Source organism: Streptomyces sp. NPDC085927 (assembly GCF_044540975.1).
Lineage (GTDB): Bacteria > Actinomycetota > Actinomycetes > Streptomycetales > Streptomycetaceae > Streptomyces > Streptomyces hirsutus.
The window spans coordinates 31490-56902 of record NZ_JBITSN010000022.1; the positions used below are offsets into that span (position 1 = coordinate 31490).

The following is a 25413-nucleotide window of genomic DNA, read 5'->3' on the forward strand; positions in this document are numbered from 1 at the left end:
CACCAGGTCAGACGGGCAACGGGACGTGGCGCAGCTTGGTAGCGCACTTGACTGGGGGTCAAGGGGTCGCAGGTTCAAATCCTGTCGTCCCGACTTAACGAAGTCGCAGATCGAGGGGCGGTTTCGGAGCAATCCGAAACCGCCCCTCGACCGTTCCCCGGAAGCCGGCTTCACCGCAGGCCGGAAGCGGGCTTCCCGGGAATGAGGAGCCGGTCTCCGTGGTTTCCGTAGGCAACGGTGGGAGCCGCCGGGACCGGTGGCCGCTCGTTCGCCGCCGCCCCTTCTGATGTGGAGCCGCTCATGACCACAGCGCGGGATCTGCTCGTCGTCGTCATCGACACACGTTCCGGTACGTCCGTCGAGCAGGGCGATCTGTCGCTGGCGCTCGCGGGAGCGGAGCTGATCGACCTCATCGACGCCGGGGCCGCCGACCTCGACGGGGACCGGGTGGTGCCCGCAGTGGAGCCGGCCACCGACGACCTCCTGCTGCGACGGGCCGCGTCCTCGCTGGTCCGGCAGGAACCCCACGAGCCGGTCGAGGACTGGCTGTGGCGCCGCGGCCGCGACCTGGTGGCCGCGTATCTCGCGGAGCTGGAGACCACGGGTGCGGCTGCCGCCCGGTGGCGCGCCCGGAAGCCGTCGCTGAGCATCGACCCGTCGGCGCTGGCCGACTCGTCGGCGCGCCGCCACGCGAACGACCGCTGGGCGGCGCACGAACCCGTGCTCACCGCCCTCGCCACCGCCGCGGGCGTCGGCACCCGGTACGACGGCGATCCGGGCGACGGCGACCCGGGCGAGGGTTCCGAGGGCCGCGACGATCTCACGGATCTCGGCGACGACCGGATCGTGACCGTGCTGGCCGCGGTCAACGAAGCCGTCGTCGAACTGGCCGGTGTGCGGCAGCGGCGGGCCGTCGAGACGGCGGCCTTCGACAACATCTGGCGTGCCGTCTGACCCGTCCGTGAAGGAAAACGGGGCCGGTGAACGGCGCGGGACGTGACCTTCGCCGTACGACGGAGGCGCGATCCCCGCGCCGCGTCAGCTCAGGCAGCCCGCGTGCGCCAGGGCCTGCCTCAGCAGTACGCCGTGCCCGCCCGGCATCTCGCTCTGCACCGCCTCCGACAGCGCCTCCCGCGGGCTGAACCACACCAGGTCGAGGGCGTCCTGCCGGGGCCGGCAGTCACCCGTCACCGGCACGATGTAGGCGAGGGACACCGCGTGCTGACGCGGGTCGTGGTACGGCGTGACCCCGTGCGTGGGGAAGTACTCGGCGACCGTGAACGGCTGGAGCGAGGCCGGGACATGGGGCAGCGCCACCGGGCCGAGGTCCTTCTCCAGGTGGCGCAGCAGCGCGTCCCGGATGCGCTCGTGGTGCAGCACCCGGCCGGAGACCAGCGTCCGGCTGACCGTGCCGTCCGGTCCGATGCGCAGCAGCAGGCCTACGCTGGTGACTTCGCCGCTGTCGTCGACACGTACGGGGACGGACTCGACGTACAGGATCGGCATGCGGGCACGTGTCATCTCCAGTTCGTCGGAGGACAGCCATCCCGGCGTGGTTTCGGTCGTGTCAGACATTGCTTGATCATACTTTCGACGGTTCGGGCTGACGAGGACGGCCGCTCCGCGGTGGTGTCGTCCTCCACTACGGGTTCGGCCGGACCCGGCGGCGACGGGGATCCGGGATGCGTCAGGGCTTCACGGCCACCGCGCCGTACTGCGGTACGACCGGGGCGGAGCCGGGCCGGGCGCGCCACTGCGAGCAGGACACCAGGCCGGGCTCGACCGGGTTCAGCCCTTCGAGGAACGCGGCGATGTCCTCGGCGCTGCGAGCCGTGATCGGGGGAGTGGCGTTCTCGTTCCAGAACTCCATCGCGGGGATCTGGTTCTCGCCGCCGACCTCGGCGTCGTAGGTGGGGTGGGTGAGGACGAGGAAGCTGCCGGAGGGGACCCTGTCCATGATCCGGCGGACGGTTCCGCGCGCCTTCTCGGTGTCGAGGACGAAGTTGAGGATGCCCAGCATCATCACCGCGACCGGGCGGCCGAAGTCGAGGGTTCCGGCGGCCCGTTCGAGCAGGGCGTCCGGGTCGTGCACATCGGCGTCGACGTAGTCGGTGGCGCCGGCCCCGGTGCCGGCGAGCAGGGTCCGGGCGTGCAGCAGCACGGTCGGATCGTTGTCGACGTAGACGGTCCGGGAGTCGGGCGCGATCCGCTGGGCGATCTCGTGGGTGTTGTCCGCGGTGGGCAGTCCGGTGCCGACGTCGAGGAACTGCCGCACACCCCGCTCACCGGCCAGGTACGTGACGGCCCGCCCCAGGAACTCCCGGTCCGCGCGGGCGATGTCCCGGATGACGGGGATGATCGAGGCGACCCGGTCGCCGACCCGCCGGTCGACCTCGTAGTTGTCCTTGCCGCCGATCCAGTGGTTCCACACGCGTGCGTTGTGCGCCACCGAGGTGTCCGGTCGTGCCGAGCCGCGCGGCGGGGTGTGGCTCTCACCCACGTCTCTTCCCCTCCCTCTCCCTGCCCTTCCCTGCGGCCGGATCCGGCCGTCGCGGCCATTGTGCCTGCGTAGTGATCACTTTGTCCCCGGAACGGGGGAGCGGACGCGGGGCGGGAGGGGAGGGGGAACGCCAACGGCGGACGGAAGGCGCCGGGGGTTCGCCGGCGGGCTTCGTCACGCCTCGGCGGGGGTGCTCTCCGCCTGGAACATCCAGCGCTGCTTCTCCAGATCGGCGGTGACGGAGATCAGCAGGTCCTGGGTGACCGGGTCCGCCTTCTCGGTGGCGTCGACGCGCTCGCGCAGCCGTACGATCGCGGCTCCCAGCGCCTCCGCCATCAGCCGCACGACGTCCGCGTCGCGCAGCAGGCCCTCCTCGGGGACGGGCAGGGCGAAGACCTTGGCGATGGTCTCCGGGCGGCCGTCCGGCGGCACGCCGAGCGTCGCGGCCCGCTCCGCGACCGTGTCGGCCTGGGTGCGGGCGGCCGAGACCACTTCGTCCAGCTGGAGGTGGACCGAGCGGAACCTGGGACCCACGACGTTCCAGTGGGCCTGCTTGCCGATCAGTGAGAGACCGAGGAGATCCACCAGGGTCTCCTGGAGTGCCTTGCCGGCGACTCGGCGGGCCTCGTCGGGCAGGGTGCTCCGTACAACGGTCATGGGGTATCGCTCCTTCTCGAATCCTCGGGCTGTTCCGCGAACGCGCGGGTGCCCTCGTTCCTCCGGCGCAAACCCGGACCCGCCCCGTGCGGGCCCGGCCGGGCGCGGTGTGCGCGGGCGGCGGCAGGAAACGCCGTACGAGGTGCGAGGAGCCGACAGGCGAGACGGTGCTTACGGCGGTCGTTAGGTGGACATACCATCAGTCCCCGCAATGGACATGATGACGCTCTGGCACCTCACCGCCTGGGAATTCGCCGCCCTCGCCTTCGCCGCCCTGCTCGTGGGCTTCTCCAAGACCGCCGTCAGCGGGGCCAACACGGTCAGCCTCGCCATCTTCGCGGCGATGCTGCCCGCCCGCGCCTCCACCGGCGTACTGCTGCCCATCCTGATCGCCGGGGACGTGCTCGCCGTCCTCACCTACCGGCGGCACGCCCACTGGCCCACCCTGTGGCGGCTGTTCCCGGCGGTCGCGGCCGGTGTCGTCGTCGGCACCCTCTTCCTGATGTGGGCGGACGACGAGGCCGTGAGAACGTCGATCGGGGCGATCCTGCTGCTGATGGCCGCGGTGACGGTGTGGCGGCGGCGAGCGGCGGACCGGGCCGCGCAGACCGCCGTCGACGCGGAGGGAGAACCCGGCGGACGGAGCGGACGGAACGGGCCCGAGGAGGTCACCTCCCGAGCCGGCCGGATCAAGGCCCGCTCGTACGGCGTCCTCGGCGGCTTCACCACCATGGTCGCCAACGCGGGCGGGCCGGTGATGTCCCTGTACCTGCTCTCCGCCGGCTTCCGGAAGCTGAGCTTTCTGGGGACATCGGCGTTCTTCTTCCTGATCGTCAACACGTCCAAGGTGCCGTTCAGCGTGGGTCTCGGACTGATCGACGCGCAATCACTGCTGCTCGACGCGGCACTCGTACTGTTCGTCGTGCCCGGCGCGCTGCTCGGGAAATGGGCCGTGAGCCGGATCAACCAGCGGCTGTTCGAACAGCTGGTGATCGCGGCGACGGTGGTGGGCGGCGTACAACTGCTGGTGCGCTGAGCCGGGAGCCGGGTGCCGGGAGCCGGGTGCCGGGTGCCGGGTGCCGGGTGCCGGGTGCCGGGTGCCGGGTGCCGGGTGCCGGGTGCCGGGTGCCGGGAGCCGTTGCGGTGCGCGCCGGGTCTACCGACCGAGGAAGGGTCCCTGTCCTTCCGGGACGTCAGGGATCTCCGGATGGTGCCGGAACCGGCTCGGAGCCGCCGTACGGCCGACCGTCGCCGCCAGCTTGCGCAGCCGCCGCCAGTTCAGGCGCGGAGGCGGCTGGGCCACGCCGGGCCGTTTGCGCGGGACGCGGACGCGGAGCGCGCCGGGCGCGATACGGCAGTGGACGGGCGCGGACAGCAGCAGGGCCTCCCCGTCGACCCCGGCCTCGATCTCCGCACGGTCGCCCTCGATGAGGACCTCGGATGCGGTCAGATTGGTGAGCCGGCCCCGCGAGGGGTCCAGCAGCAACGCGGCGGCGTCGATCGCGCTCTCGACCTTGACGCCGAGGACCCCGAGCACACCTGTGTCCAGCCGTTCCCGTCGGCCGAGGCCGAAGGGATCGTCGGTGCGGTAGGGGTTGTTGCTGACCAGTACGGCCTGCGGATTGTCGAGCGACGTGTCCCCGACATGGGCGACCAGCCGGGCTCCCTGCTGCCCGGTGAGCAGGTCGGGCAGCATCTCCAGGCTGGTGCCGATCTTGTCGTTCCGGTACGCCGGACTCTGCACGATCGACGCGTACGCGCCGAAGGACGCGTTGTTCACGAAGGGCTGATCACCGGCGAAACCCAGATCGACGCGCAACTCCACCCCGTCGCTGAGGGCGTTCAGGCAGGCCGCCGGATCGCCGCGGTCCAGGCCCAGGTCCAGGGCGAAGTGGTTGCGGGTCCCGGCGCTGATGACCAGGAACGGGATGTCGTGCTCGGCGGCCACGGCCGCGACCAGCGCCTGCGTGCCGTCACCGCCCGCGGCGCCCAGCAGATCCGCACCGCCCGCGACGGCCTCCCGGGCCATCGCCGTCACGTCGTTCTCCTTCTCCGGATCGAGCAGGACGACCCGCGCACCCAGCCGTTCCGCCTTCTCCCGCAGGCGGTAGCGGCCCACTTTGCCGCCGCCCGACCGCGGATTCATGATGAGCACCGCCCGCCGGGGCAGCGGCATCCGCCGCTCCCGCTGCCGCTGCCCCGACTGCTCGCTCCCCGTCCCACGCAGCGCGAACCGCCCGCTCCACACGGCCAGGGCCCACAGCGCCAGCGACACCGGGAGAGCCCAGAACAGGACGACCGCGTACAGGGCGATGACGGCCGCGGGCACACACACGGCCACCAGCGCGGCCACCCAGCGCAACGGCCCCCGCAGCGTGAGCGTCCACCACAGCGCGGCTGCGCCGAGGGCGAGCCCCACCGCACCGCAGAGCAACAGCACCAGGCCCTGCAGGCCCCCGTAGAGGAGCGGGAACACCACCGCGAGCGCGGCGGCGACCAGGGCCACCCGCGCGGCCCACCGCTGGGCCCGGTAGGCCCGCCTGCTCAAGTCCACGGCCATGACTCCTCCAGTCGCCGGCGTCATCGTAGGCCGTACGGGACCATGGGGACGTCGGCTTCCGGGGCCCGGGCACGGCGCATGTCCGGCATCCGAGGGACTGCCCCGTTCCCGTACCCGCCCTGATCGCACGCCCTGGGCGTGCCGCGCGCCGCTGACACCGGGCGCACCGCGTCCGCGTACCGCCCCGGCCCCGTTGCCGGGAGCCGCCGTCCGGGCCCCCGCTCAGGAGCCCTGCTCCCGGCCGCCCGCCCGCAGCCGCGGCGCCCGCGCCCCCGCGTCCACGGGAACGCCGTCGCCCCGCTCCACCTCCGCCGCCAGGTCCCGGGCCCAGGCGACGACACCGCCGAGGTCGATCCCGTACGGACGCGGCCGCCCGGCGTCCGCCGCCCATTCCTCGGCGGAGCCCGCCCCGCGCCGCAGCAGCCGGGCTCCGCCGGTCGTGTTCCCGCGCGCCGTGTGCGTGAGCCCGACGGCGAGCTGGGCGAGCCCCCGCCACAGCTCCCGCTCCTCCTCGGGCCCCGACTTCCAGGCGTCCTCGAACACCTCGTGCGCGTGGAACGGTTTCCCCTCGTCCAGCAGGCGTTGCGCCTCGGCGACGCTCTCCAGCGGCGGCCGGACCACCCCCTCCGGCTGCCGGGGCACCCCCCGCGCCCCGTAGGGCAGTGGCTGCCCCAGCCCGTCCCGGGGCCGCGCGCTGCGCGCCCGCCCGTCACCGTCCCGGTCGCGCCGGTCGCCCGCCCGGCCCGAGGGGACGCCGTCCCTGACGCCGACGGGATCGCTGTCCTGGTCCGAGGAGGTGCTGTCCATGCTGCCCATGCCCCGATTGTCCCGCGCCCGGACCGCTTTCGGCCCGGGCGGGGCGGTGGGGTAAAGTACTGACCGCGTGATCACGCGGTTCACCGCACGTGAGCGCATCGGGACGTGGCGCAGCTTGGTAGCGCACTTGACTGGGGGTCAAGGGGTCGCAGGTTCAAATCCTGTCGTCCCGACTCGTGAGAGTCGTGGGTCAGGGCCGGTTTCGGAGGTATCCGAAACCGGCCCTTGATCATTTGTGGAGCCCGGGCGGGGCCGGCGCGGGTTCGTAAAGGTCTCCGGTGAAGGCGACGCGGCAGTCCTCGCCGACCTGCCGTGAATGCCGCTGGGTGACGACACGGGCTGTCTCGAGTCACCACCATGACGTAGGTCGTCCGTGTGCATCTGCATCGGGTGTGTTTGCCGTCGCGTCGACTGGAAAGGGGCTCTGTGATCACCAGACGTGACCATCCGGTGGATGATGACCCAAAAGCTCGGAAAGAGGAGGTTCGATGTCCTCGAAGCGACGTCGTAAGAAGAAGTCCCGCCGCAAGAACGCCGCGAACCACGGCAGCCGTCCGCAGTCCTGAGGAAGTCCTGTGGGCGTGCCGACGCATCGGGTGGGTGGCAGGTGCCACCCACCCGAACGCGTTCGCAGGCACGGTACGACCGGGTCGCCCGCGGGTCAGGAGTGCTACGGACAGGGCGCCGGCCCTGAGGGGCAGGCCGGGGGCCACAGGGTGCCCGCGCCGGTCGTGCCGCTTCCGGGCGGCCGGGAACACCCCGCCGGGTCGTGACCGTGCCGGTGCCCGTGAGGTGCCGCAGGTCATGGACGGTGCCCCGGTCACGGACCATACTGATCAGGCCCCCGACCACTCACAGAACGACTCCATGGTCAAAAACAGCACTCCCACGTCCACCGTCCCCGACACCGTATGGCTGGCGCGCGGACGCCATACGGGTCCCGAGCCCGAACTCGACGTCCGGCGCAACCTCATCGCCCTCAAGGCGGCCGGCGGCCTCGACGACTTCCTGGAGCTCGACCCCGTCGAGGCGGCCCGGTCCACCGTCCTGTACCCCCGGGACGCCTCCGCCGACCCCGGCCCGTCGGCCCGCCGCCTCTTCGAGGCCCGCTGGCGTGTGGCCGAGGACGTCACGGTGCGCGCGCAGCTGACCACGTACGATCCCCAGGCCCGCGGGGACGGGGCCGAAGGCGTCACCTGGCTCCTCGCCGCCGAGGCGGAGCGTGCGTGGGACGCCCGCTGGCCCTCACCCGCCACCATGTTCTGGCCCGACAGCAGCCAGGTCGAGTGGGACCACGACACGGTGCCGGGCGTACGCCTGCGGACGGTGAACCACCTGCCGAAGGACGACGACGAGGTGCGCCGCCGGCTGCGGGACTGCGCCCGGAACAGCTGGTTCGTCCACGTCGTGGTGCACGAGGCGATGACGCCGGACGCGCGGGGGCAGCGGCCGGTCGCGGAGTTCCTGCCGCCGAGCCTGCGGCACCGGGTGGTCGAGCACCGGGGCACACCCGAGCAGGCCCGGATCGCCGACTTCGCGCTGCAGCGGGAGCTGAAGTTGAGGATGCCGCGCGGCGGCGCCGTCGTCCTGCCCACGGTGCCGCCGGGACCGGACTACGACCCGGAGCACTTCACGGTGCGCAGCATCTTCCTGGACGGCTCGGAACCGGTCGAATTCCTCGGCAGGATCATCGAGTTCGCCGCACTGCCGCAGCCCCTGCCGGCCGAGGCCGAGCAGGCCCTGACGCGGCTGCGCCGGGGCTGGCACCTGCTCAGCCCGGAAGAGGAACTGGCCCACGCCCAGGACATGGTCGCCAGGTACGCCCACGCGCTCGACGTCATGACGGAGTCCCGTGACCTGTACCGGGAGGCGGCCGAGGCCGCGCAGGCCGCACTCGCCGAGGCGGCCCGCGGCGCCGGCGCGCCCCGGCCGCCCGTGCCGGGGCCGGCCGGCGAGGAGGGCTCGCCACTGAGCGGCTTGACGAAGGCCTTCGGCCGCTTCCGGGGCACGAACAAGTAGGCCGCGCTCCCGTCGGCGCCCGGCTCCCCGCCCGTGGGGAGCCTCTTCGCCGATTCGCCGCGTACGGCCTTGACCTGTAGTGCGCTTCAAGCTGAAGACTCCCGTTCCGTGCCCCGACGACGGGGTGCTCACGGGAGGGAAACCCCATGAAGTACCGCACCATCGGCAGCGATCCGCGGACCCGACGGGAGGTGAGCGTGCTCGCGCTCGGCGCGATGCTGTTCGGCTCCGTGACGGACGAGAAGACCTCCTTCGCCGTACTCGACCGGTACGTCGAGGCGGGCGGGAACTTCATCGACACGTCCGACAACTACGCCTTCTGGGCCGACGGCGGTCAGGGCGGGCAGAGCGAGGCGCTGCTCGGGCGCTGGCGGCGCAGCCGGGGCGTCGGCGACGAGATCGTCGTCGCGACCAAGCTGGGCGCCCGCCCGCTCGCCCCCGGCACGAGCTACCTCGACAACCCGGAGGGCCTGTCGGCGAAGGTGATCCGGGAGTCGGCCGAGCGCAGCCGGGAGCGGCTCGGCATGGACCGGCTCGACCTGCTGTACGCCCACATAGAGGACCGCGCCGTCCCGCTCCAGGAGACCGTGGAGGGCTTCGCCGGCCTCGTCGCCGAGGGCACGGTCGGACTGCTCGGCGCGAGCAATCACGCGGTGTGGCGGGTGGAGCGGGCCCGTGCCCTCGCCGCCGCGGCGGGACTGCCCGGCTACGAGGTGCTCCAGTACCAGCACAGCTACCTGCGCCCCCGCACCGACCTGCCCGAGGACCTCTTCCCCGACGGCAGCCTCGGACACGCCGGCGCCGAGCTGCTCACCTACCTGCGGGCCGAGCCCGGGCCGGCCCTGGTCGCCTACTCGCCGCTGCTGAAGGGCGCGTACGCCCGGCCGGAGCGGCTGCCCCGGGACTACGACCACCCGGGGACCCCCGCCCGGCTGAAGGCGCTGCACGAGGTCGCCCGGGAGACCGGGGCGAGCGCCGGCCAGGTGGTGCTGGCCTGGCAGCTCGGCCACGAACTGCCGATCCTGCCGCTGGCCGGGGTGTCCTCGGTGGCGCAACTGGAGGAGAACCTGGCAGCGGTGGACCTGGAACTGTCGCCGGAGCAGCGGGCCCGGCTGGACGCGGCGCACTGAGACGGCGCACCCGGGCGACGCTCAGGACCTGACCAGCAGCTGGAAGTCGAACGAGTAGCGCGAGGCACGGTAGACGTGGGTCGCGTACTCCACCGCGCGGCCCGTGTCGTCGTAGGCGGTGCGGTGCATGGTGAGCAGGGCGGCGCCCTCCTTCTCGTCCAGGCGGGACGCCTCCCCGGCGGTGGCCGAGCGGGCGCCGACGGTCTGCCGGGCACTGTGCAGAGTGATGCCCGCCGCGCGCATCATGCGGTACAGGCCGGTCGACTCCAGCCGGGCGTCGTCCAGTTCCAGCAGGCCCGACGGGAGGTAGTTGCAGAGGAGGGCGACGGGCTGGCCGTGGGTGCGGCGCAGGCGTTCGAGGAGGACCGTTTCTTCGCCCTCGGACAGGCCCAGGGCCGCCGCCACGCCGGGGGGTGCCGGGACCGTCTCGTGGCGGACGACCTGCGTACTCGGGCCCTGGCCGGCCGCCTCCAGGTCGTCGTAGAGGCTGCTGAGCTCCAGGGGGCGCCTGACCTGGCTGTGCACCACCTGGGTGCCCACCCCACGCCGCCGGACCAGCAGTCCCTTGTCGACAAGGGACTGGATGGCCTGGCGGACCGTGGGGCGGGACAGACCGAGGCGTACCGAGAGGTCGACCTCGTTGCCCAGGAGGTTGCCCGGGGCGAGGTCGCCGTGCGTGATCGCCGCCTCCAGCTGCTGGGCGAGCTGGTAGTACAGCGGCACCGGACTGCCCCGGTCCAGGGCGAAGTCCAGTGAGCTGAGCGCGGGTTCGGTCACGGAACGGGCCCGGTCACCGGTCTTCGCCATGGGCGTACCTTCCTGTTGGGTGGCGCTGTCGAGGGCAGGAGCCGCTCGGGCGGCCGAGGGTCAGGAGTTGCTCGGGAAGCCGAGGTTGATGCCTCCGTCGGACGGGTCCGGCCAGCGCGTGGTGATGACCTTGCCCTGGGTGTAGAAGGCGACGCCGTCGTTGCCGTAGATGTGGTGGCCGCCGAAGAGGGAGTCCTTCCAGCCGCCGAAGGAGTGGTAGCCGACCGGGACCGGGATCGGCACGTTGACGCCGACCATGCCCGCCTTCACCTCGAGCTGGAAGCGGCGGGCGGCGCCGCCGTCCCGGGTGAAGATCGCGGTGCCGTTGCCCCAGCGGGAGTCGTTGATCAGCGCGATGGCCTCGTCGTAGGTCTCCGCGCGGACCACGCACAGCACCGGGCCGAAGATCTCGTCCCGGTAGGCGTCCGCGGTCACCGGCACCCGGTCGAGCAGCGAGACGCCGACGAAGAAGCCGTCCTCGTGGCCGTCGACCGCCAGGCCCGTGCCGTCGAGCACGACCTCGGCGCCCTGCGCCGCCGCGCCCGCCACGTACGAGGCCACCTTGTCGCGGTGCTCGCGGGTGATCAGCGGGCCCATCTCCGAGGTGGGATCGTTGCCCGGACCGATGCGGAGCTTCTTCGCCCGCTCGGTGATCCGGCCGACCAGGTCGTCGCCGATGTCGCCGACCGCGACCACGACCGACACGGCCATGCAGCGCTCGCCGGCCGAACCGTACGCCGCGTTGATCGCCTGGTCGGCGGCCAGGTCCAGGTCGGCGTCGGGCAGGACCAGCATGTGGTTCTTGGCGCCGCCCAGCGCCTGGACGCGCTTGCCGTGCTCGGTCGCCTTCAGCTGGATGTGCCGGGCGATCGGAGTGGAGCCGACGAAGGAGACGGCCTCGATGTCGGGGTGCTCCAGGATGCGGTCCACGGCCGTCCGGTCGCCGTGCACGACGTTCAGCACACCGTCCGGCAGGCCCGCCTCGGTGGCCAGTTCCGCGAGACGGACGGAGGCCGAGGGGTCCTTCTCGGAGGGCTTCAGCACGAACGTGTTGCCGCACGCGATGGCCAGCGGGAACATCCACATCGGCACCATGGCCGGGAAGTTGAACGGCGTGATGCCGGCGACCACGCCCAGCGGCTGGCGGATCGAGGCGACGTCGACGCGGTTGGAGACCTGCGTGGACAGCTCGCCCTTCAGCTGCACGCTGATCCCGCAGGCCAGTTCCACGATCTCCATGCCCCGCGCGACCTCGCCGAGGGCGTCGGAGTGCACCTTGCCGTGCTCGGCGGTGATCAGCTCCGCGATCTCGTCGCGGTGGGCGTCCAGCAGCTCGCGGTACTTGAACAGGATCGCCGTGCGCTTGGCCAGCGACGAGGTGCCCCAGCTCTCGAAGGCGTCCTTCGCGGCGGCGACGGCGGCGTCCACCTCGGTGGTGTCCGCGAACGCGACCTGCTTCTCCTGGGCGCCGGTGGCCGGGTTCCAGACAGGGCCGAAACGGCCGGAGGCGCCTTCGACGGGCTTGCCGCCGATCCAGTGGCTGATGGTCTTCATGAGAGCGGACGACCTTTCGTGCGCGGAGAGTGCGGAGAGTGGAGAAGGGGTTCCGAAGGGACTCGCGAGGAGTCCGGGGGCCGGCCGGAAGCGGTGCGGTGGGACCGGCCGGAACGGTTCAGAGGTGCCGGCGACGGCCGGCGACCCGGGCCTCGTACCGTTCGCGCGCCAGGACGGCGGCCTCGCGGGAGGCGACCTCGGCCACCGGCACGTCCCACCAGGCCTCGGCCGGGGGAGAGGTGGGCGCCGGGTCCGTCTCGACGTACACGCACGTCGGACGCTCGGCGGTGCGGGCCTCGGCCAGGGCATGGCGCAGCTCGCGCACGGTCTTGACGCGCAGCACGTCCATGCCCAGGCTGGCCGCGTTCGCCGCGAGGTCCACGGGCAGCGGGGCACCGGTGAAGGTGCCGTCCTCGGCCCGGTACCGGTAGGCGGTGCCGAAACGCTCGCCGCCGGTCTCCTCGGACAGGCCGCCGATGGAGGCGTAACCGTGGTTCTGGATCAGCACCATCTTCACGGGCAGCCGCTCCTGGACGGCCGTGACGATCTCGGTCGGCATCATCAGATACGTGCCGTCGCCGACCAGCGCCCACACGGGCGTGCCGGGCGCGGCCTGCTGGACGCCGATCGCGGCCGGGATCTCGTAGCCCATGCAGGAGTAGCCGTACTCGAGGTGGTACTGGCGCGGGCTGCGCGCGCGCCACAGCTTGTGCAGGTCGCCGGGGAGCGAGCCGGCCGCGTTGATCACCACGTCGGTCTCGCCCACCACCGCGTCCAGCGCGCCGAGCACCTGGGTCTGGGTGGGTACGGCGTTCTCGTCGTCGGCGCGGTAGGCGGCCTCGACGACCCGCTCCCAGCGCTCCTTCCCGGCTGCGTACCCGGCCTCGTACGCCGGGTCCACGCGGTGCCCGGCCAGCGCCCCGGCCAGTGCCTCCAGACCGCTCCGCGCGTCGCACACCAGGGTGCGCGCTCCCAGCTTGTGGGCGTCGAAGCCGGTGATGTTGAGGTTGAGGAAGCGCACGTCCGGGTCGGCGAAGAGGGTGCCGGAGGCGGTGGTGAAATCGGAGTAGCGGGTGCCGACCCCGATCACCAGGTCGGCGGTGCGGGCCAGTTCGTCGCTCACCGCCGTGCCGGTGTGGCCGATGCCGCCCAGGTCGGCCGGGTGGTCGTGGCGCAGGGAGCCCTTGCCGGCCTGGGTGGAGGCGACCGGGATGCCGGTGGCGTCCACGAGGGCCCGGAGCGCCCCCTCGGCCTCACTGTGGTGGACACCGCCGCCCGCGACGATCAGCGGACGACGGGCGGCTCGTACGGCCCGGACCGCCGCCTCCAGCTCGACCGGGTCCGGAGCCGGACGCCGTACCCGCCAGACGCGGTCGGCGAAGAACTCCTCCGGCCAGTCGTACGCCTCGGCCTGCACGTCCTGCGGCAGGGCGAGGGTGACGGCGCCGGTCCCGGCCGGGTCGGCGAGCACCCGTACGGCGTTCAGCGCGGACGCGATCAGCGCCTCGGGGCGGGTGATCCGGTCGAAGTAACGGGAGACGGGACGCAGCGTGTCGTTGACGGACACGTCCGCCTCGACCGGGTGCTCCAGCTGCTGGAGCAGCGGGTCCGCCGCGTGCGAGGCGAAGTAGTCGCCGGGGAGCAGCAGCACCGGCAGCCGGTTGACGGTGGCGAGTGCCGCACCGGTGACCAGGTTGGTCGCGCCGGGGCCGATCGACGTCGTCACGGCCTGCGCCGACAGCCGGTTGAGCTGACGGGCGTGGGCGACGGCCGCGTGCACCATGGACTGCTCGTTGCGGCCCTGGTGGTACGGCATGACATCCGCGTACTCGACGAGCGCCTGCCCGACGCCCGCCACGTTTCCGTGGCCGAAGATGCCCCAGGTGCCCGCGATCAGCCGGTGCCGGACGCCGTCCCGCTCGGTGTACTGGGCGGCCAGGAACCGCACGAGTGCCTGGGCGGTCGTCAGTCGGCGGGTGGCGGCGCTCATACGGACCTCTCGGGGGCGGTGTAGAGGGGCAGGCGGGGGTCGAGGGGCTGGTCGGGCCAGGTGGAGCGGATCCAGGCGTGCTCGGGATGGTCACAGATCAGCCAGGCGCGTTCGTCCTCGGGACCCGCCATGACGTTGAGGTAGTACATGTGGTGGCCTGGCACCGCCATGGACGGCCCGTGCCAGCCGTCCGGGATGAGCACCACGTCACCGTCGCGCACCTCGGCCAGTACGTCCGTGTCCCGGCCCGGACCGGACGGGGAGACCCGCTGGTAGCCGAGGCCGGGGATGCCGTCGTGGTCCGCGAACTCGAAGTAGTAGATCTCCTCCAGCACGGACTCCTCGCCCGGCCGGTGCTCGTCGTGCTTGTGCGGAGGGAACGACGACCAGTTGCCGCCCGGGGTGATCACCTCGACCGCGATCAGCTTGTCGCACTCGAAACCCTGTCCGTCACCGCCTCCGGCGGGGGCTGCGGCCCCGAAGTTGTTGACCTGGCGGGAGCAGTTGCCGGTGCCGCGCAGCTCCACGGGGACGTCCGAGGCGGGGCCGTAGCGGGCGGGCAGCCGCCGGGTGCAGCGGGCGCCGGTGAGCGCGAACCGTCCGCCGCCCGCCGACGTGACGGTCGCGCGGGCGTCGCGCGGTACGTAGGCGAAGTCGCTGACGCCGTCGAACACGCTCGTGCGGCCGGCGAGATCGAACGTGTCGTGGCCGAAGTCGTCGGCGGAGGCGACCGTGCAGCCGCCGCTGAGCGGCAGCACGATCCACTCGCTCCCGCCGGTGTCGAAGGTGTGCGAGCCGCCCGGTGGCAGCTCCAGCACACGCAGGCCGGAATGACTCCAGCCGGCCGACTCCGGAGTGACGTCGACGAGGTACGGGCCGGCCGAGGCGCGGCCCGCGGGAAGGTGATGTGTCATGGCAGCCTTTCCGGTCACAGCAGGCTCACGGCCGTGTCCACCGCTTCCTCCACACTGCCCCCGGCCGGGTAGAGCAGTGAGCGGCCGACGACCATGCCCTGCACGGAGGGCAGCTTCAGCGCCTTGCCCCACCGCTCGTACGCCGCCTCCTGGTCGCCGACCTCCCCGCCGAGCAGGACGACGGGCAGCGTGGAGGCGCGCAGGACCTCCGCCATGTCGTCGGCGTTCTCGGTGACGGGGAGCTTCAGCCAGGTGTAGGCGGAGGTGCCGCCGAGGCCGGAGGCTATGGCGATGGAGCGGGTGACGGCCTCGGCGGACAGGTCGTTGCGGACCCTGCCGTCGACCCGGCGCGAGATGAACGGCTCCACGAACACCGGGAGCCGGCGTGCGGCCATGGCGTCGACGGCGCGGGCGGTGGACTCCAGGGTGTTCAGGGAGCCCGGGTCGTCGTAGTCGACGCGGACCAGCAGCTTGCCCGCGTCGAAGCCGAACCGCTCGATGTCCTCGGGACGGTGCCCCGTGAAGCGGTCGTCCATCTCGAAGGCCGAGCCGGCCAGACCGCCGCGGTTCATCGACCCCATGACGACCTTGTTCTCGAGCGCGCCGAGCAGCAGCAGGTCCTCCAGGATGTCGGCGGTGGCCAGCACCCCGTCGACGCCGGGCCGGGACAGCGCGACGCACAGCCGTTCCAGCAGATCGGCACGGTCGGCCATGGCCAGGGGCCGGTCGCCGATGCCGAGCGCACCCCGCGCGGGGTGGTCGGCGGCCACGATCATCAGCCGTCCGCTGTCGCCGATCAGCGGGCGGCGGGCCCGGCGGGCCGCCGCCTCGGCGACGGCCTGCGGGTTCCGGGCCCGGACCGTGGTGAGGTCACAGATGCTGAGATTCAAGGAAGGACTCCGTTCAGGACTGGCTCGGCAGGGTCGCGCCGCCCGGCGGCACGGTCCCCGCGAGGAGGTCCGCCACTTCGGCCGCAGTGGGCATGGCGGACGAACAGGCCAGGCGCGAGGCGACGAGAGCGCCGGCGGCGTTGGCATGGCGCATGGTCCGCTCCAGGTCCCAGCCCGAGAGCAGACCGTGGCAGAGCGACCCGCCGAAGGCGTCGCCCGCACCGAGGCCGTTGACCACGTCGACCGGGACCGGCGGCACTTCGGCGCGGGTGCCGTCGCGGTGCACGGCGAGCACGCCCCGGGGGCCCTGCTTGACGACGGCGAGTTCCACGCCGGCCGCCAGCAGTGCCTCGGCACAGGCCTCGGGCTCGCGCACTCCGGTGGCGACCTCGCACTCGTCGAGGTTGCCGACCGCGACCGTGGCGTGCCGCAGGGCCTGGCGGTAATAGGGGCGGGCCTCGTCGGGATCGCGCCAGAACATCGGGCGCCAGTCCAGGTCGAACACGGTGGTGCCCGCCTTGGCACGGGCCTGGAGCGCGTCGAGCGTCGCCGAGCGGCTCGGCTCCTCGCTCAGACCGGTGCCGGTGATCCAGAAGATCCCGGCCTCGCGAACGGCGGCGAGATCCAGCTCGGCGGTGTGGATCTCCAGGTCGGGAGCCTTGGGCCGGCGGTAGAAGTACAGCGGGAAGTCGTCCGGCGGGAAGATCTCGCAGAAGGTGACCGGTGTCGGGTACGCGGCGACCGGGGTGACCCACCGGTCGTCGACGCCGAAGTCCTTCAGGGCCTCGTGCAGATAGGTGCCGAAGGGGTCGTCTCCCGTACGGGTGATCACGGCCGTCGAGCGGCCGAGCCGGGCGGCGGCGACCGCGACGTTCGCGGCCGAACCACCGAGGAACTTTCCGAATGTTTCGACCTTTGTCAGCGGAACGCCGGTCTCCAGTGGGTAAAGGTCGACCCCGATGCGGCCCATGGTGATCAGGTCGAAATACTGTGGTGCGTCTGAGTCGGTCATCGAGCGAAGCTCCTCGAACTGCTGGGGATGCGGGTCCCGAGGTGCCCTGCCACGGTGGGGGCGTGGAATCCAGGGACCTGCCGCCTCTCAGGTGTAGGTCTCGGAGGGCGGCGCTGTCAATAGTTTGTACTTACATTCGGACTAGCTAGTGAACTGATGTCTTAACAAAGTATTGACAGAGTGCGCGCCAGGGGATTTGATCCCGTCCCAACACGCCAGGCGTTTCGCACGATGACACAGACTCGGACGTCCGAGGCTCCGGGGAGGATCCTCGGACCCGCCCTTTTTCCGCGTAGCACAGTGAGGTGCAGGCAAAGATGGACCGCTCTTCTCACAACCGCCCCCGCAGAATCGCGCCCTTCGTGGCAGTGGCTGCGGCGGCCGCGCTGACCCTCGCCGGCTGCTCCAGTGGTTCCGGTGGCAAGAAGGCCGAGGAAGGCGGCGACGGCGCGTCGGCCGGCAAGGCGAACACGCCGCAGATGACGGTCGCCCTCGTGACCCACCAGGCGCCCGGCGACACGTTCTGGGACATCGTCCGCAAGGGTGCCGAGGCCGCCGCGGCCAAGGACAACGTCAAGCTCATCTACTCCGCCGACCCGAACGCCGGCAACCAGGCCAACCTGGTGCAGAACGCGATCGACCAGAAGGTCGACGGCATCGCCGTCACCCTCGCCAAGCCGGACGCCCTCAAGGGCGTCCTCGGCAAGGCGGAGAAGGCGGGCATACCCGTCGTCGGCCTCAACTCCGGACTGAGCGACTGGAAGGACCTCGGCCTGCTGGAGTTCTTCGGCCAGGACGAGTCCGTGGCCGGCGAGGCCTTCGGCAAGAAGCTCAACGAGGTCGGTGCCAAGAACACCGTCTGTGTCATCCACGAGCAGGGCAACGTCGGCCTGACCCAGCGCTGCGACGGCCTGAAGAAGACCTTCGAGGGCAACACCCAGATCCTCAACGTCAACGGCACCGACATGCCGTCGGTGAAGTCGACGATCACCGCCAAGCTCAAGCAGGACTCCGCCATCGACTACGTCGCCACCCTCGGCGCTCCGTTCGCGCCGACCGCGGTGCAGTCGGTGGGCGACGCGGGCAGCAAGGCGAAGGTCGCCACCTTCGACCTCAACAAGGACCTGACCAAGGCGATCCAGGCCGGCGACATCGAGTTCGCCGTGGACCAGCAGCCCTACCTCCAGGGCTACCTCGCCATCGACGGCCTGTGGCTCTACAAGAACAACGGCAACTACAGCGGCGGAGGTGAGCAGCCGGTGCTGACCGGCCCCGCGTTCGTCGACAAGTCCAACGTCGACGCGGTCTCCGAGTACGCCGCGAAGGGCACTCGGTGATGAGCATGACCCGACAGGCTGAGCCGGCGGTGAACCCACCGCCGGCCCCCGGCCCGAAGGCGAACGACGGCCGCACCACGCTGCGCACGCCGGCCCGGAGGCTGCTGGCCCGTCCCGAGGTCGGCGTCTTCCTCGGCGTCGTGGTCGTTCTGGTGTTCTTCCTGATCGCGGCCCCGCCGATGCGGGACAGCAGCTCGATGGCGAACATCCTGTACCAGTCCTCGACCATCGGCATCATGGCCCTGCCCGTGGCGCTGCTGATGATCGGCGGCGAGGTGGACCTCTCGGCCGGTGTCGCCGTGGTCACCTCGGCCCTCACCGCGAGCATGCTCGCCTACCAGCTGTCCATGAACGTATGGGTCGGCGTCATCGTCGCCCTCGCGGTGTCCCTCGCCGTCGGCATGTTCAACGGCTGGTTCCTGATGAAGACGGGCCTGCCCAGCTTCCTGGTCACCCTCGGCACCTTCCTGATCCTCCAGGGCATCAACCTGGCCGTGACCAAGACGGTCACCGGGAACGTCGCGACCGACGACATCAGCGACATGGACGGCTTCGAGCAGGCCAAGGCCCTCTTCGCGTCCAGCTTCGAGGTGGGCGGCGTCCAGGTGAAGATCACCATCGTGTGGTGGCTCGTCTTCGCCGTCCTCGCCGCCTGGGTGCTGCTCCGTACCAAGTACGGCAACTGGATCTTCGCGGTGGGCGGCAACAAGGAGAGCGCCCGGGCCGTCGGCGTGCCGGTGAACTTCACCAAGATCTCCCTGTACATGCTGGTCGGCTTCGGCGCCTGGTTCGTCGGCATGCACCAGCTGTTCTCCTTCAACACCGTGCAGTCCGGCGAGGGCGTAGGCCAGGAGCTCATCTACATCGCCGCCGCGGTGATCGGCGGCTGCCTGATGACCGGCGGCTACGGCTCCGCGATCGGCCCGGTCTTCGGCGCCTTCATGTTCGGCATGGTGCAGCAGGGCATCGTCTACGCCGGCTGGAACCCGGACTGGTTCAAGGCATTCCTCGGCGTGATGCTCCTCGGCGCCGTCCTCATCAATCTGTGGGTCCAGCGCACGGCGACCCGGAGGTGACCGCAATGACCGACGACACGACCGGCACCCACGGTGCCGTCCTGCAGGACACCGCCCCGGACGGGGAACACCCCCTGGTCGAACTCCGCGGGGCCGGCAAGTCCTACGGCAACATCCGCGCCCTGCACGGGGTCGACCTGAGCGTCCACCCCGGCCGCGTGACCTGCGTGCTCGGCGACAACGGCGCCGGCAAGTCCACCCTCATCAAGATCATCTCCGGGCTGCACCAGCACACCGAGGGCGAATTCCTCGTCGACGGCACCCCGGTACGGTTCTCCACCCCGCGCGAGGCCCTCGACAAGGGCATCGCCACCGTCTACCAGGACCTCGCCGTCGTCCCGCTGATGCCGGTGTGGCGCAACTTCTTCCTCGGCTCCGAGATGACCAAGGGCCCCTGGCCGGTCCGCCGTCTCGACATCGAGCGGATGAAGAGGACCGCGGACGAGGAACTGCGCAACATGGGCATCGTCCTCGACGATCTCGAGCAGCCCATCGGCACCCTCTCCGGCGGCCAGCGCCAGTGCGTGGCCATCGCCCGCGCCGTCTACTTCGGCGCCCGCGTCCTCATCCTGGACGAGCCCACCGCCGCACTCGGCGTCAAGCAGTCCGGCGTGGTCCTGAAGTACATCGCGATGGCCCGCGACCGCGGTCTCGGCGTCATCTTCATCACCCACAACCCGCACCACGCCTACATGGTGGGCGACCACTTCAGTGTCCTGCGCCTGGGCACCCTGGAGCTCTCCGCCGCCCGCAGCGAGGTCTCCCTCGAGGAACTCACCAACCACATGGCCGGCGGCACCGAACTCGCGGCCCTCAAGCACGAGCTGGCACAGGTACGCGGTGTCGACGTCGAGGAGCTCCCCGAGGAGTCGGACCTCCAGGCCCCCGCAGTGGCATCCCCGGAAGGAAAGTCCTGACATGGCAGTCGCGCTCGACCGCATCAGGGTGGGCTCCGCCCCCGACTCCTGGGGCGTCTGGTTCCCCGACGACCCGCAGCAGGTGCCCTGGCAGCGCTTCCTCGACGAGGTCGCCGAGGCCGGCTACTCCTGGATCGAACTCGGCCCCTACGGCTACCTCCCCACCGACCCGGCCCGCCTGGCCGACGAGGTGAAGAAGCGGGACCTCAAGGTCTCCGCCGGCACCATCTTCTGCGGACTGCACCGCGGCCCCTCCGAGTGGGAGTCCACCTGGGAGCAGGTCAGCCGGGTCGCCTCGCTCACCCGGGCCATGGACGCCAAGCACCTCGTCGTCATCCCGTCCTTCTGGCGCGACGACAAGACCGCCGAGATCCTGGAGCCCCGGGAGCTCACCACCGAGCAGTGGGGCCACCTCGCCAAGGGCATGGAACGCCTCGGCCGGGAGGTACGGGACACCTACGGTCTCGACATCGTCGTGCACCCGCACGCCGACACCCACATCGACACCGAGGAGCACGTCGAGCGCTTCCTCGACTCCACCGACTCCTCCCTGGTCAACCTCTGCCTCGACACCGGGCACTACGCCTACTGCGGCGGCGACAGCGTCAAGCTGATCGAGACCTACGGCGAACGCATCGGCTACCTGCACCTCAAGCAGGTCGACCCGGACATCCTCGCCGACGTGGTCGCGGGCGGGATCCCGTTCGGCCCCGCCGTCCAGCGCGGCGTGATGTGCGAACCGCCCGCCGGAGTACCGGAGCTGGGGGCGGTCCTGACCGCCGCCCAGAAGCTGGACGTGGACCTGTTCGCGATCGTCGAGCAGGACATGTACCCCTGCGAGCCGGACAAGCCGCTGCCGATCGCGGTCCGCACCCGCACGTTCCTCCGCTCCTGCGGCGCCTGATCCCGGCGCCCGACCCCCCGGAAAGGGAGGCGAGAACCGTGCACGGGAACGAACCCCTGGGAATCGCCGTCATCGGCACGGGCCGCATGGGCGCGGACCACGTGCGCCGGATCGACCGGGTCGTCAGCGGCGCCCGGGTCGCCGCCGTCGCCGACACCGACGCGGAACGGGCCAAGGCGGTGGCCGCCGGCATCGACGGCTGCACCGTACACACCGACCCGGCCGCCGCGATGGCGGCGGCCGGCGTCGACGCCGTGCTCATCGCCTCCCCGGGGCCGGCCCACGAGGCCGCCCTGCTCACCGCGTTCGAGCGCGACCTGCCCGTCCTGTGCGAGAAGCCGCTCACCCCCGACGCCGCTTCCGCGCTGCGCGTCGTCGAAGCCGAACAGGCACTCGGCCACCGCCGCGTCCAGGTCGGCTTCATGCGCCGCTACGACGCCGAGTACGTCCGCCTCAAGACGCTGCTGGAGACGGGGCGGCTGGGCCGGCCCCTGATGCTGCACAACAGGCACCGCAATGTGGCAGGTCCCCCCTTCTTCACCAGCTCCATGCTGATCACCGACTCCGTCTCCCACGAAGTGGACGTCACCCGCTGGCTGCTGGGCCACGAGATCACGGCGGTCACGGTGCTCACCCCCGCCTCCTCTCCCGGGGCGCCCGACGGGCTGCGCGACCCGCAGTTCGTCGTCCTGGAGACCGACGGCGGCGCGCTCAGCGACGTCGAGATCTTCGTCAACTGCGGCTTCGGCTACCAGGTCCAGGCCGAGGTGGTCTGCGAACGCGGCACCGCACGCGTCGGCGACGACCACCACTTGGTCACCCACACGGCCGGCCGCTGGGGCGGCACCATCACCCAGGACTGGACCGAACGCTTCGCCCAGGCCTACGACGACGAGCTCCAGGCCTGGGTCGACACCACCCGCCGGGGCGAGGTCGGCGGCCCCAGCACCTGGGACGGTTACGCGGCAGCCGCCGTCTGCGAGGCCGGCGTCCGGGCCCTGGAGGAGGGCGGCCGGGTGGAGGTCGAACTGGCGGAGAAGCCCGCGCTGTACGGGTGAGAGGACGTGATGCGTGTGTGGGGGCCGCCCTTCCGGAGGGCGGCCCCCACACACGTTGCTCATGTCACCCGATTCCGGGAGCGCGTACCACCGCTCACGCCTGCCGTACCTCCTCGAGGGTGACGGGGCGGTGCTCGTGCAGGGACAGGGTGCACGCGTCGGCGATCCAGCCCGCCTCCAGGGCGTCCGCCACCGTGCACGGGGACGGCCGGGAGCCGGCCACGACCTCGGTGAAAGCGGTGAGTTCGGCGCGGTAGGCGGCGGTGAAGCGGTCCATGAAGAAGTCGTGGGGAGTGCCTGCCGGGAAGGTCACCCCGGGCTCCACCGACCGCAGCGGCAGCTTGTCCTCCAGACCGACCGCGATGGAGTCGGTGAAGCCGTGGATCTCCATGCGGACGTCGTGACCGCGGGCGTTGTGGCGGCTGTTGGAGACCACGGCGATGGTGCCGTCGTCCAGGGTGAGGATCGCCCCGGTGGTGTCGGCGTCGCCCGCCTCCTTGATGTAGTCGGCACCCCGGTTGCCGCCGACCGCGTACACCTCGGTCACCTCGCGGCCGGTCACCCAGCGGATGATGTCGAAGTCGTGCACGGAGCAGTCGCGGAAGATGCCACCGGAGGCGGCGATGTACGCGGCCGGCGGCGGCGCGGGGTCCAGCGTGGTCGAGCGCACGGTGTGGAGCTTGCCCAGCTCCCCGCCCCGCACGGCCTCCCGCGCGGCGACGAAGCCGGCGTCGAAACGGCGGTTGTAGCCGATCTGGATCGGCACGTCCCGGCCCTCGACCGCCTTCAGCACCTGCACGCCCTCGGCCATCGTGCGGGCCACCGGCTTCTCGCAGAACACGGGGACGCCCGCCTCGACACAGGCGAGGATCAGCCCCGGGTGGGCGTCGGTCGCCGCGGCGATCACCACACCGTCCACGCCGGCGGCGAGCACGGCCTCGGGGGAGTCCGCGACCTCGGCGTCGAACCGCTCGGCGGCGGCCTTCGCGGCGTCCGCGAACGGGTCGGAGACGACGAGCGACTCGACGGTGCCGAGTCCGGAGAGGGTCTCGGCGTGGAAGGCGCCGATGCGGCCGAGACCGAGGATTCCGATGCGCATGGGGGTGGTGCTCCTTGAGTGCGGGGGTGCGGGTGTTCTCTTACGTGGGGGAAGGCCGGGCGGGGTCCGTCAGTCGAGGCCGCCGAGGACGTTCTGGTCCCAGTCGATCACGGAGCCGGTCACCACGCCGGACCGGTCGGACAGCAGCAGGACCACGAAGTCGGCGATCTCGTCCGGCCGGCCGAGCCTGCCCATCGGCAGCCGGGCGGCGGCCCGCTCCTTCCAGTCGTCGCCCGCGCCGTGGAAGGTGCGCTGGGTGGCGTCCTCGCCCTCGGTGGCGGTCCAGCCGATGTTCAGTCCGTTGATCCGGATCCGGTCCCAGCGGTGGGCGTGCGCCGCGATGGGGGTCCCCCGCGCGAGCGGAGCCGAGCGTGGGGGAGGGTCAGGCCGATGAGCCCGGCCTTCGCGGCGACGTAGGGGGCCAGGAAGGGCTGCCCGCCGTGCGCCGACGAGGTGATGATGTTGACGATCGTGCCGGGTTCCTCGCGCCGCACCATGTCCGCCACGACGGCCTGCATGGCGAAGAACGGTGCCTTGAGGTTGATCGCGATGTGCTGGTCGAACAGTTCCGGGGTGGTGTCCAGCAGCGTTCCGCGCGAGGTCGGCCCCGCCGAGTCGACCAGGCAGTCGACCCGCCCGTACGCCCGCACCACCTCGGCGACGGATTCCTTGGCCTGTTCGGCGTCGGCCAGGTCGGCGCGGACGAACAGCGCCTTGCCGCCCGCGGCGGCCAGCTCCGCCACTAGGGCCTCACCGGGCGCGGGGCGGCGCCCGGTGACGGCCACCACCGCTCCCTCGCGCACCGCGGCCCGCGCGACGGCGGCACCGACACCCTGGCTGCCGCCGTTGACGAGGACGATCCTGTCGTCGAGAAGTCCCATGCCGTTCGGGGGTCCTTTCCGTTCCTGAGCCGGTCGTGCGGGGTGGTGGGGCGGGCGGGGGAGCGTGGTGTCAGCTCTCGCGCCGCTTCGTGCCGGCCCGCAGTGCCTCCCGCAGGGTCCGCACGGTCCAGCCCTCGCGCAGCGCTCGCCGGACCAGGTCCGCCTGCGAGGGCGGGGCCAGGCCGTCGACCGGCGGGTCGTTGTCGAGGTTGGTGGGGAAGGGGTAGCCCTCGGCGCTCGCCGCGATCACGTTCTCCTGCCACTGCTCGCCGGCGCCCTCGGCCCGCGCCTTGAGCAGCACCGGGTAGACGGCTGCCGTCACGGTCTCGCGGTCCACCGTCTCCATGGCCCGCCCGAACGCGGAGGACACCTGGAGCAGGTTGGCCATGCGCCGGATGTCCGTCGAGTGGTTGGCGCCGGCGGCGTGGAACAGGGCCGGGTTGAAGAAGACCGCGTCGCCCTTGGCGAGGGGCAGCTGCACGTGGTGCTCCTCGAAGTACGCCTGGAACTCGGGCAGCCGCCAGGCGAGGTAGCCGGGCCCGTACTTCTGCGAGTGCGGCAGGTACAGCGTGGGACCGGACTCGACGGGCATGTCGCAGTGCGCGACCGCGCCCTGCAGGGTGAGCACGGGGGAGAGGTGGTGCACGTGCGCCGGGTAGGCGGCGGCGACCTCGTTGGAGAGGAAACCGAGGTGGTAGTCACGGTGCACGGTCTGGGCGGCGCCGCCCGGATTGACCACGTTCACCTGGGAGGTGACCTGGTAGCCGGGGCCGAGCCAGGCCGTGGACACCAGGGCGATCACGTCGTTGGCGTAGTAGTCGGCGAAGGCCTGCGGGTCGTGGAGGGCGGCCTTCTCCAGGGCGTTCCACACCCGGTCGTTGGCGCCCGGCTTGGCGAAGTGGTCGCCGGAGGTGGCGCCCGTGGCGCGCTGCTGGGCGATCAGGGCGTCGAACACGGCGGTGGCCCGGTCCACGACCGCCGGGTCGGGGAAGGCACCCCGGACGACCACGATGCCGGGGCCGTCGGTGAGGGCGCGCACCAGCTCGGCCTGGGCCTCGCGGCGGTCCGCGAGGGCGAGCCGGCCGGCGTCGTACAACAGCACGTTCTGCTCCACGGCACAGGCGTGCGGGTAGGCGGAACGGTCCGTGGTCCGCTCGACCAGGGCACGGAACGCGTCCAGGTCGCAGTCCTGCTCGGACAGCCAGGGCCGCTGCTCGGCGGACGGCTGGACCGGGGTGGAAGCGGTGGAGAAGGACATGGTCGTCCTTTCGGGGCACGGGGGACTCGGCTCT

At 71.8% G+C, this 25413-nt stretch carries 23 protein-coding genes, 2 tRNA genes and 1 pseudogene; 12 read left to right on the forward strand and 14 right to left on the reverse strand.

Annotated elements, in window-relative coordinates:
* The first annotated feature begins 19 nt into the window (after positions 1-19).
* Together ACIF80_RS34405 and ACIF80_RS34410 are read left to right on the forward strand one after the other, a co-directional pair.
* A tRNA-Pro gene (locus tag ACIF80_RS34405) sits at positions 20-93 on the forward strand.
* 207 nt (positions 94-300) lie between these two features.
* Positions 301-954: a GPP34 family phosphoprotein gene (locus ACIF80_RS34410; protein ID WP_399812118.1), complete on the forward strand. Its 654-nt coding sequence runs from the start codon at positions 301-303 to the stop codon at positions 952-954.
* An 84-nt stretch (positions 955-1038) separates the two neighbouring features.
* Here the strand turns inward: ACIF80_RS34410 and ACIF80_RS34415 are convergent, their stop codons facing one another.
* From ACIF80_RS34415 to ACIF80_RS34425, 3 genes are all read right to left on the reverse strand, one after another.
* Positions 1039-1575, reverse strand: a complete 537-nt coding sequence (locus ACIF80_RS34415; RefSeq protein ID WP_399812122.1) for an NUDIX hydrolase family protein — start codon at positions 1573-1575, stop codon at positions 1039-1041.
* Positions 1576-1687: 112 nt separating this feature from the next.
* Entirely contained in the window at positions 1688-2500 is an 813-nt protein-coding gene (locus ACIF80_RS34420; RefSeq protein WP_399812124.1) for an SAM-dependent methyltransferase, read from the reverse strand.
* 174 nt (positions 2501-2674) lie between these two features.
* Positions 2675-3157 (reverse strand): Dps family protein, encoded by a 483-nt coding sequence (locus ACIF80_RS34425; protein WP_399812126.1) that lies wholly within the window; start codon positions 3155-3157, stop codon positions 2675-2677.
* A 211-nt stretch (positions 3158-3368) separates the two neighbouring features.
* Here ACIF80_RS34425 and ACIF80_RS34430 point away from each other — a divergent pair, with 211 nt between their 5' ends.
* Positions 3369-4193: a sulfite exporter TauE/SafE family protein gene (locus ACIF80_RS34430; RefSeq protein ID WP_399812129.1), complete on the forward strand. Its 825-nt coding sequence runs from the start codon at positions 3369-3371 to the stop codon at positions 4191-4193.
* A 120-nt stretch (positions 4194-4313) separates the two neighbouring features.
* Here the strand turns inward: ACIF80_RS34430 and ACIF80_RS34435 are convergent, their stop codons facing one another.
* Together ACIF80_RS34435 and ACIF80_RS34440 are read right to left on the reverse strand one after the other, a co-directional pair.
* Entirely contained in the window at positions 4314-5717 is a 1404-nt protein-coding gene (locus tag ACIF80_RS34435) for a diacylglycerol/lipid kinase family protein (protein ID WP_399812131.1), read from the reverse strand.
* Between the two features lie 222 nt (positions 5718-5939).
* On the reverse strand, positions 5940-6524 hold the full coding sequence (locus ACIF80_RS34440) for a DUF309 domain-containing protein (RefSeq protein ID WP_399812213.1): 585 nt from the start codon (positions 6522-6524) through the stop codon (positions 5940-5942).
* A 108-nt stretch (positions 6525-6632) separates the two neighbouring features.
* Between ACIF80_RS34440 and ACIF80_RS34445 the strand changes: the two genes are divergently transcribed.
* From ACIF80_RS34445 to ACIF80_RS34460, 4 genes are all read left to right on the forward strand, one after another.
* Positions 6633-6706, forward strand: a tRNA-Pro gene (locus tag ACIF80_RS34445).
* 315 nt (positions 6707-7021) lie between these two features.
* Positions 7022-7099 (forward strand): 50S ribosomal protein bL37, encoded by a 78-nt coding sequence (locus ACIF80_RS34450; RefSeq protein WP_399812216.1) that lies wholly within the window; start codon positions 7022-7024, stop codon positions 7097-7099.
* A 301-nt stretch (positions 7100-7400) separates the two neighbouring features.
* Complete coding sequence (locus tag ACIF80_RS34455; RefSeq protein ID WP_399812133.1) at positions 7401-8552, forward strand: hypothetical protein; 1152 nt, start codon at positions 7401-7403, stop codon at positions 8550-8552.
* Positions 8553-8698: 146 nt separating this feature from the next.
* Positions 8699-9682 (forward strand): aldo/keto reductase, encoded by a 984-nt coding sequence (locus tag ACIF80_RS34460; protein WP_399812135.1) that lies wholly within the window; start codon positions 8699-8701, stop codon positions 9680-9682.
* Between the two features lie 21 nt (positions 9683-9703).
* Here ACIF80_RS34460 and ACIF80_RS34465 read toward each other — a convergent pair whose 3' ends face one another.
* The 6 genes from ACIF80_RS34465 to iolC form a co-directional block, all read right to left on the reverse strand.
* Complete coding sequence (locus ACIF80_RS34465) at positions 9704-10489, reverse strand: GntR family transcriptional regulator (protein WP_399812137.1); 786 nt, start codon at positions 10487-10489, stop codon at positions 9704-9706.
* Between the two features lie 60 nt (positions 10490-10549).
* Positions 10550-12043 carry a CoA-acylating methylmalonate-semialdehyde dehydrogenase gene (locus ACIF80_RS34470; protein ID WP_399812140.1) on the reverse strand — a complete coding sequence of 498 codons (1494 nt, stop codon included), beginning with the start codon at positions 12041-12043 and terminating at the stop codon, positions 10550-10552.
* Positions 12044-12161: 118 nt separating this feature from the next.
* Positions 12162-14033, reverse strand: coding sequence for a 3D-(3,5/4)-trihydroxycyclohexane-1,2-dione acylhydrolase (decyclizing) (gene iolD, locus ACIF80_RS34475; RefSeq protein ID WP_399812143.1), 1872 nt, complete (start codon positions 14031-14033; stop codon positions 12162-12164).
* On the reverse strand, positions 14030-14947 hold the full coding sequence (gene iolB / locus ACIF80_RS34480; RefSeq protein ID WP_399812145.1) for a 5-deoxy-glucuronate isomerase: 918 nt from the start codon (positions 14945-14947) through the stop codon (positions 14030-14032). The genes iolD and iolB overlap by 4 nt, the downstream gene beginning before the upstream one ends.
* A gap of 14 nt (positions 14948-14961) precedes the next feature.
* Positions 14962-15837 (reverse strand): deoxyribose-phosphate aldolase, encoded by an 876-nt coding sequence (locus ACIF80_RS34485; protein WP_399812147.1) that lies wholly within the window; start codon positions 15835-15837, stop codon positions 14962-14964.
* A gap of 13 nt (positions 15838-15850) precedes the next feature.
* Positions 15851-16849: a 5-dehydro-2-deoxygluconokinase gene (iolC, locus tag ACIF80_RS34490; protein WP_399812149.1), complete on the reverse strand. Its 999-nt coding sequence runs from the start codon at positions 16847-16849 to the stop codon at positions 15851-15853.
* A gap of 317 nt (positions 16850-17166) precedes the next feature.
* Here iolC and ACIF80_RS34495 point away from each other — a divergent pair, with 317 nt between their 5' ends.
* Genes ACIF80_RS34495 through ACIF80_RS34515 form a run of 5 tightly spaced genes read left to right on the forward strand, consistent with a single transcriptional unit; the run spans position 17167 to position 22141 of the window.
* Positions 17167-18186: a sugar ABC transporter substrate-binding protein gene (locus ACIF80_RS34495; RefSeq protein WP_399812152.1), complete on the forward strand. Its 1020-nt coding sequence runs from the start codon at positions 17167-17169 to the stop codon at positions 18184-18186.
* Positions 18186-19262, forward strand: coding sequence for an ABC transporter permease (locus tag ACIF80_RS34500; RefSeq protein WP_399812155.1), 1077 nt, complete (start codon positions 18186-18188; stop codon positions 19260-19262). The genes ACIF80_RS34495 and ACIF80_RS34500 overlap by 1 nt, the downstream gene beginning before the upstream one ends.
* Before the next feature lie 5 nt (positions 19263-19267).
* Positions 19268-20179, forward strand: coding sequence for an ATP-binding cassette domain-containing protein (locus tag ACIF80_RS34505; protein WP_399812158.1), 912 nt, complete (start codon positions 19268-19270; stop codon positions 20177-20179).
* A 1-nt stretch (position 20180) separates the two neighbouring features.
* The gene (locus ACIF80_RS34510) at positions 20181-21083 is read left to right on the forward strand and encodes a sugar phosphate isomerase/epimerase family protein (RefSeq protein WP_399812160.1); all 903 of its coding nucleotides are present in this window, start codon (positions 20181-20183) and stop codon (positions 21081-21083) included.
* A gap of 38 nt (positions 21084-21121) precedes the next feature.
* Entirely contained in the window at positions 21122-22141 is a 1020-nt protein-coding gene (locus ACIF80_RS34515; protein WP_399812163.1) for a Gfo/Idh/MocA family protein, read from the forward strand.
* Positions 22142-22235: 94 nt separating this feature from the next.
* Here ACIF80_RS34515 and ACIF80_RS34520 read toward each other — a convergent pair whose 3' ends face one another.
* The 3 genes and pseudogenes from ACIF80_RS34520 to ACIF80_RS34530 form a co-directional block, all read right to left on the reverse strand.
* A complete protein-coding gene (locus ACIF80_RS34520) occupies positions 22236-23240 on the reverse strand; it encodes a Gfo/Idh/MocA family oxidoreductase (protein WP_399812166.1) in 1005 nt (334 codons plus the stop codon).
* 69 nt (positions 23241-23309) lie between these two features.
* Positions 23310-24121, reverse strand: a pseudogene (locus ACIF80_RS34525) (SDR family oxidoreductase).
* Positions 24122-24191: 70 nt separating this feature from the next.
* Positions 24192-25379: a phytanoyl-CoA dioxygenase family protein gene (locus tag ACIF80_RS34530; RefSeq protein WP_399812169.1), complete on the reverse strand. Its 1188-nt coding sequence runs from the start codon at positions 25377-25379 to the stop codon at positions 24192-24194.
* Positions 25380-25413: the final 34 nt, after the last annotated feature.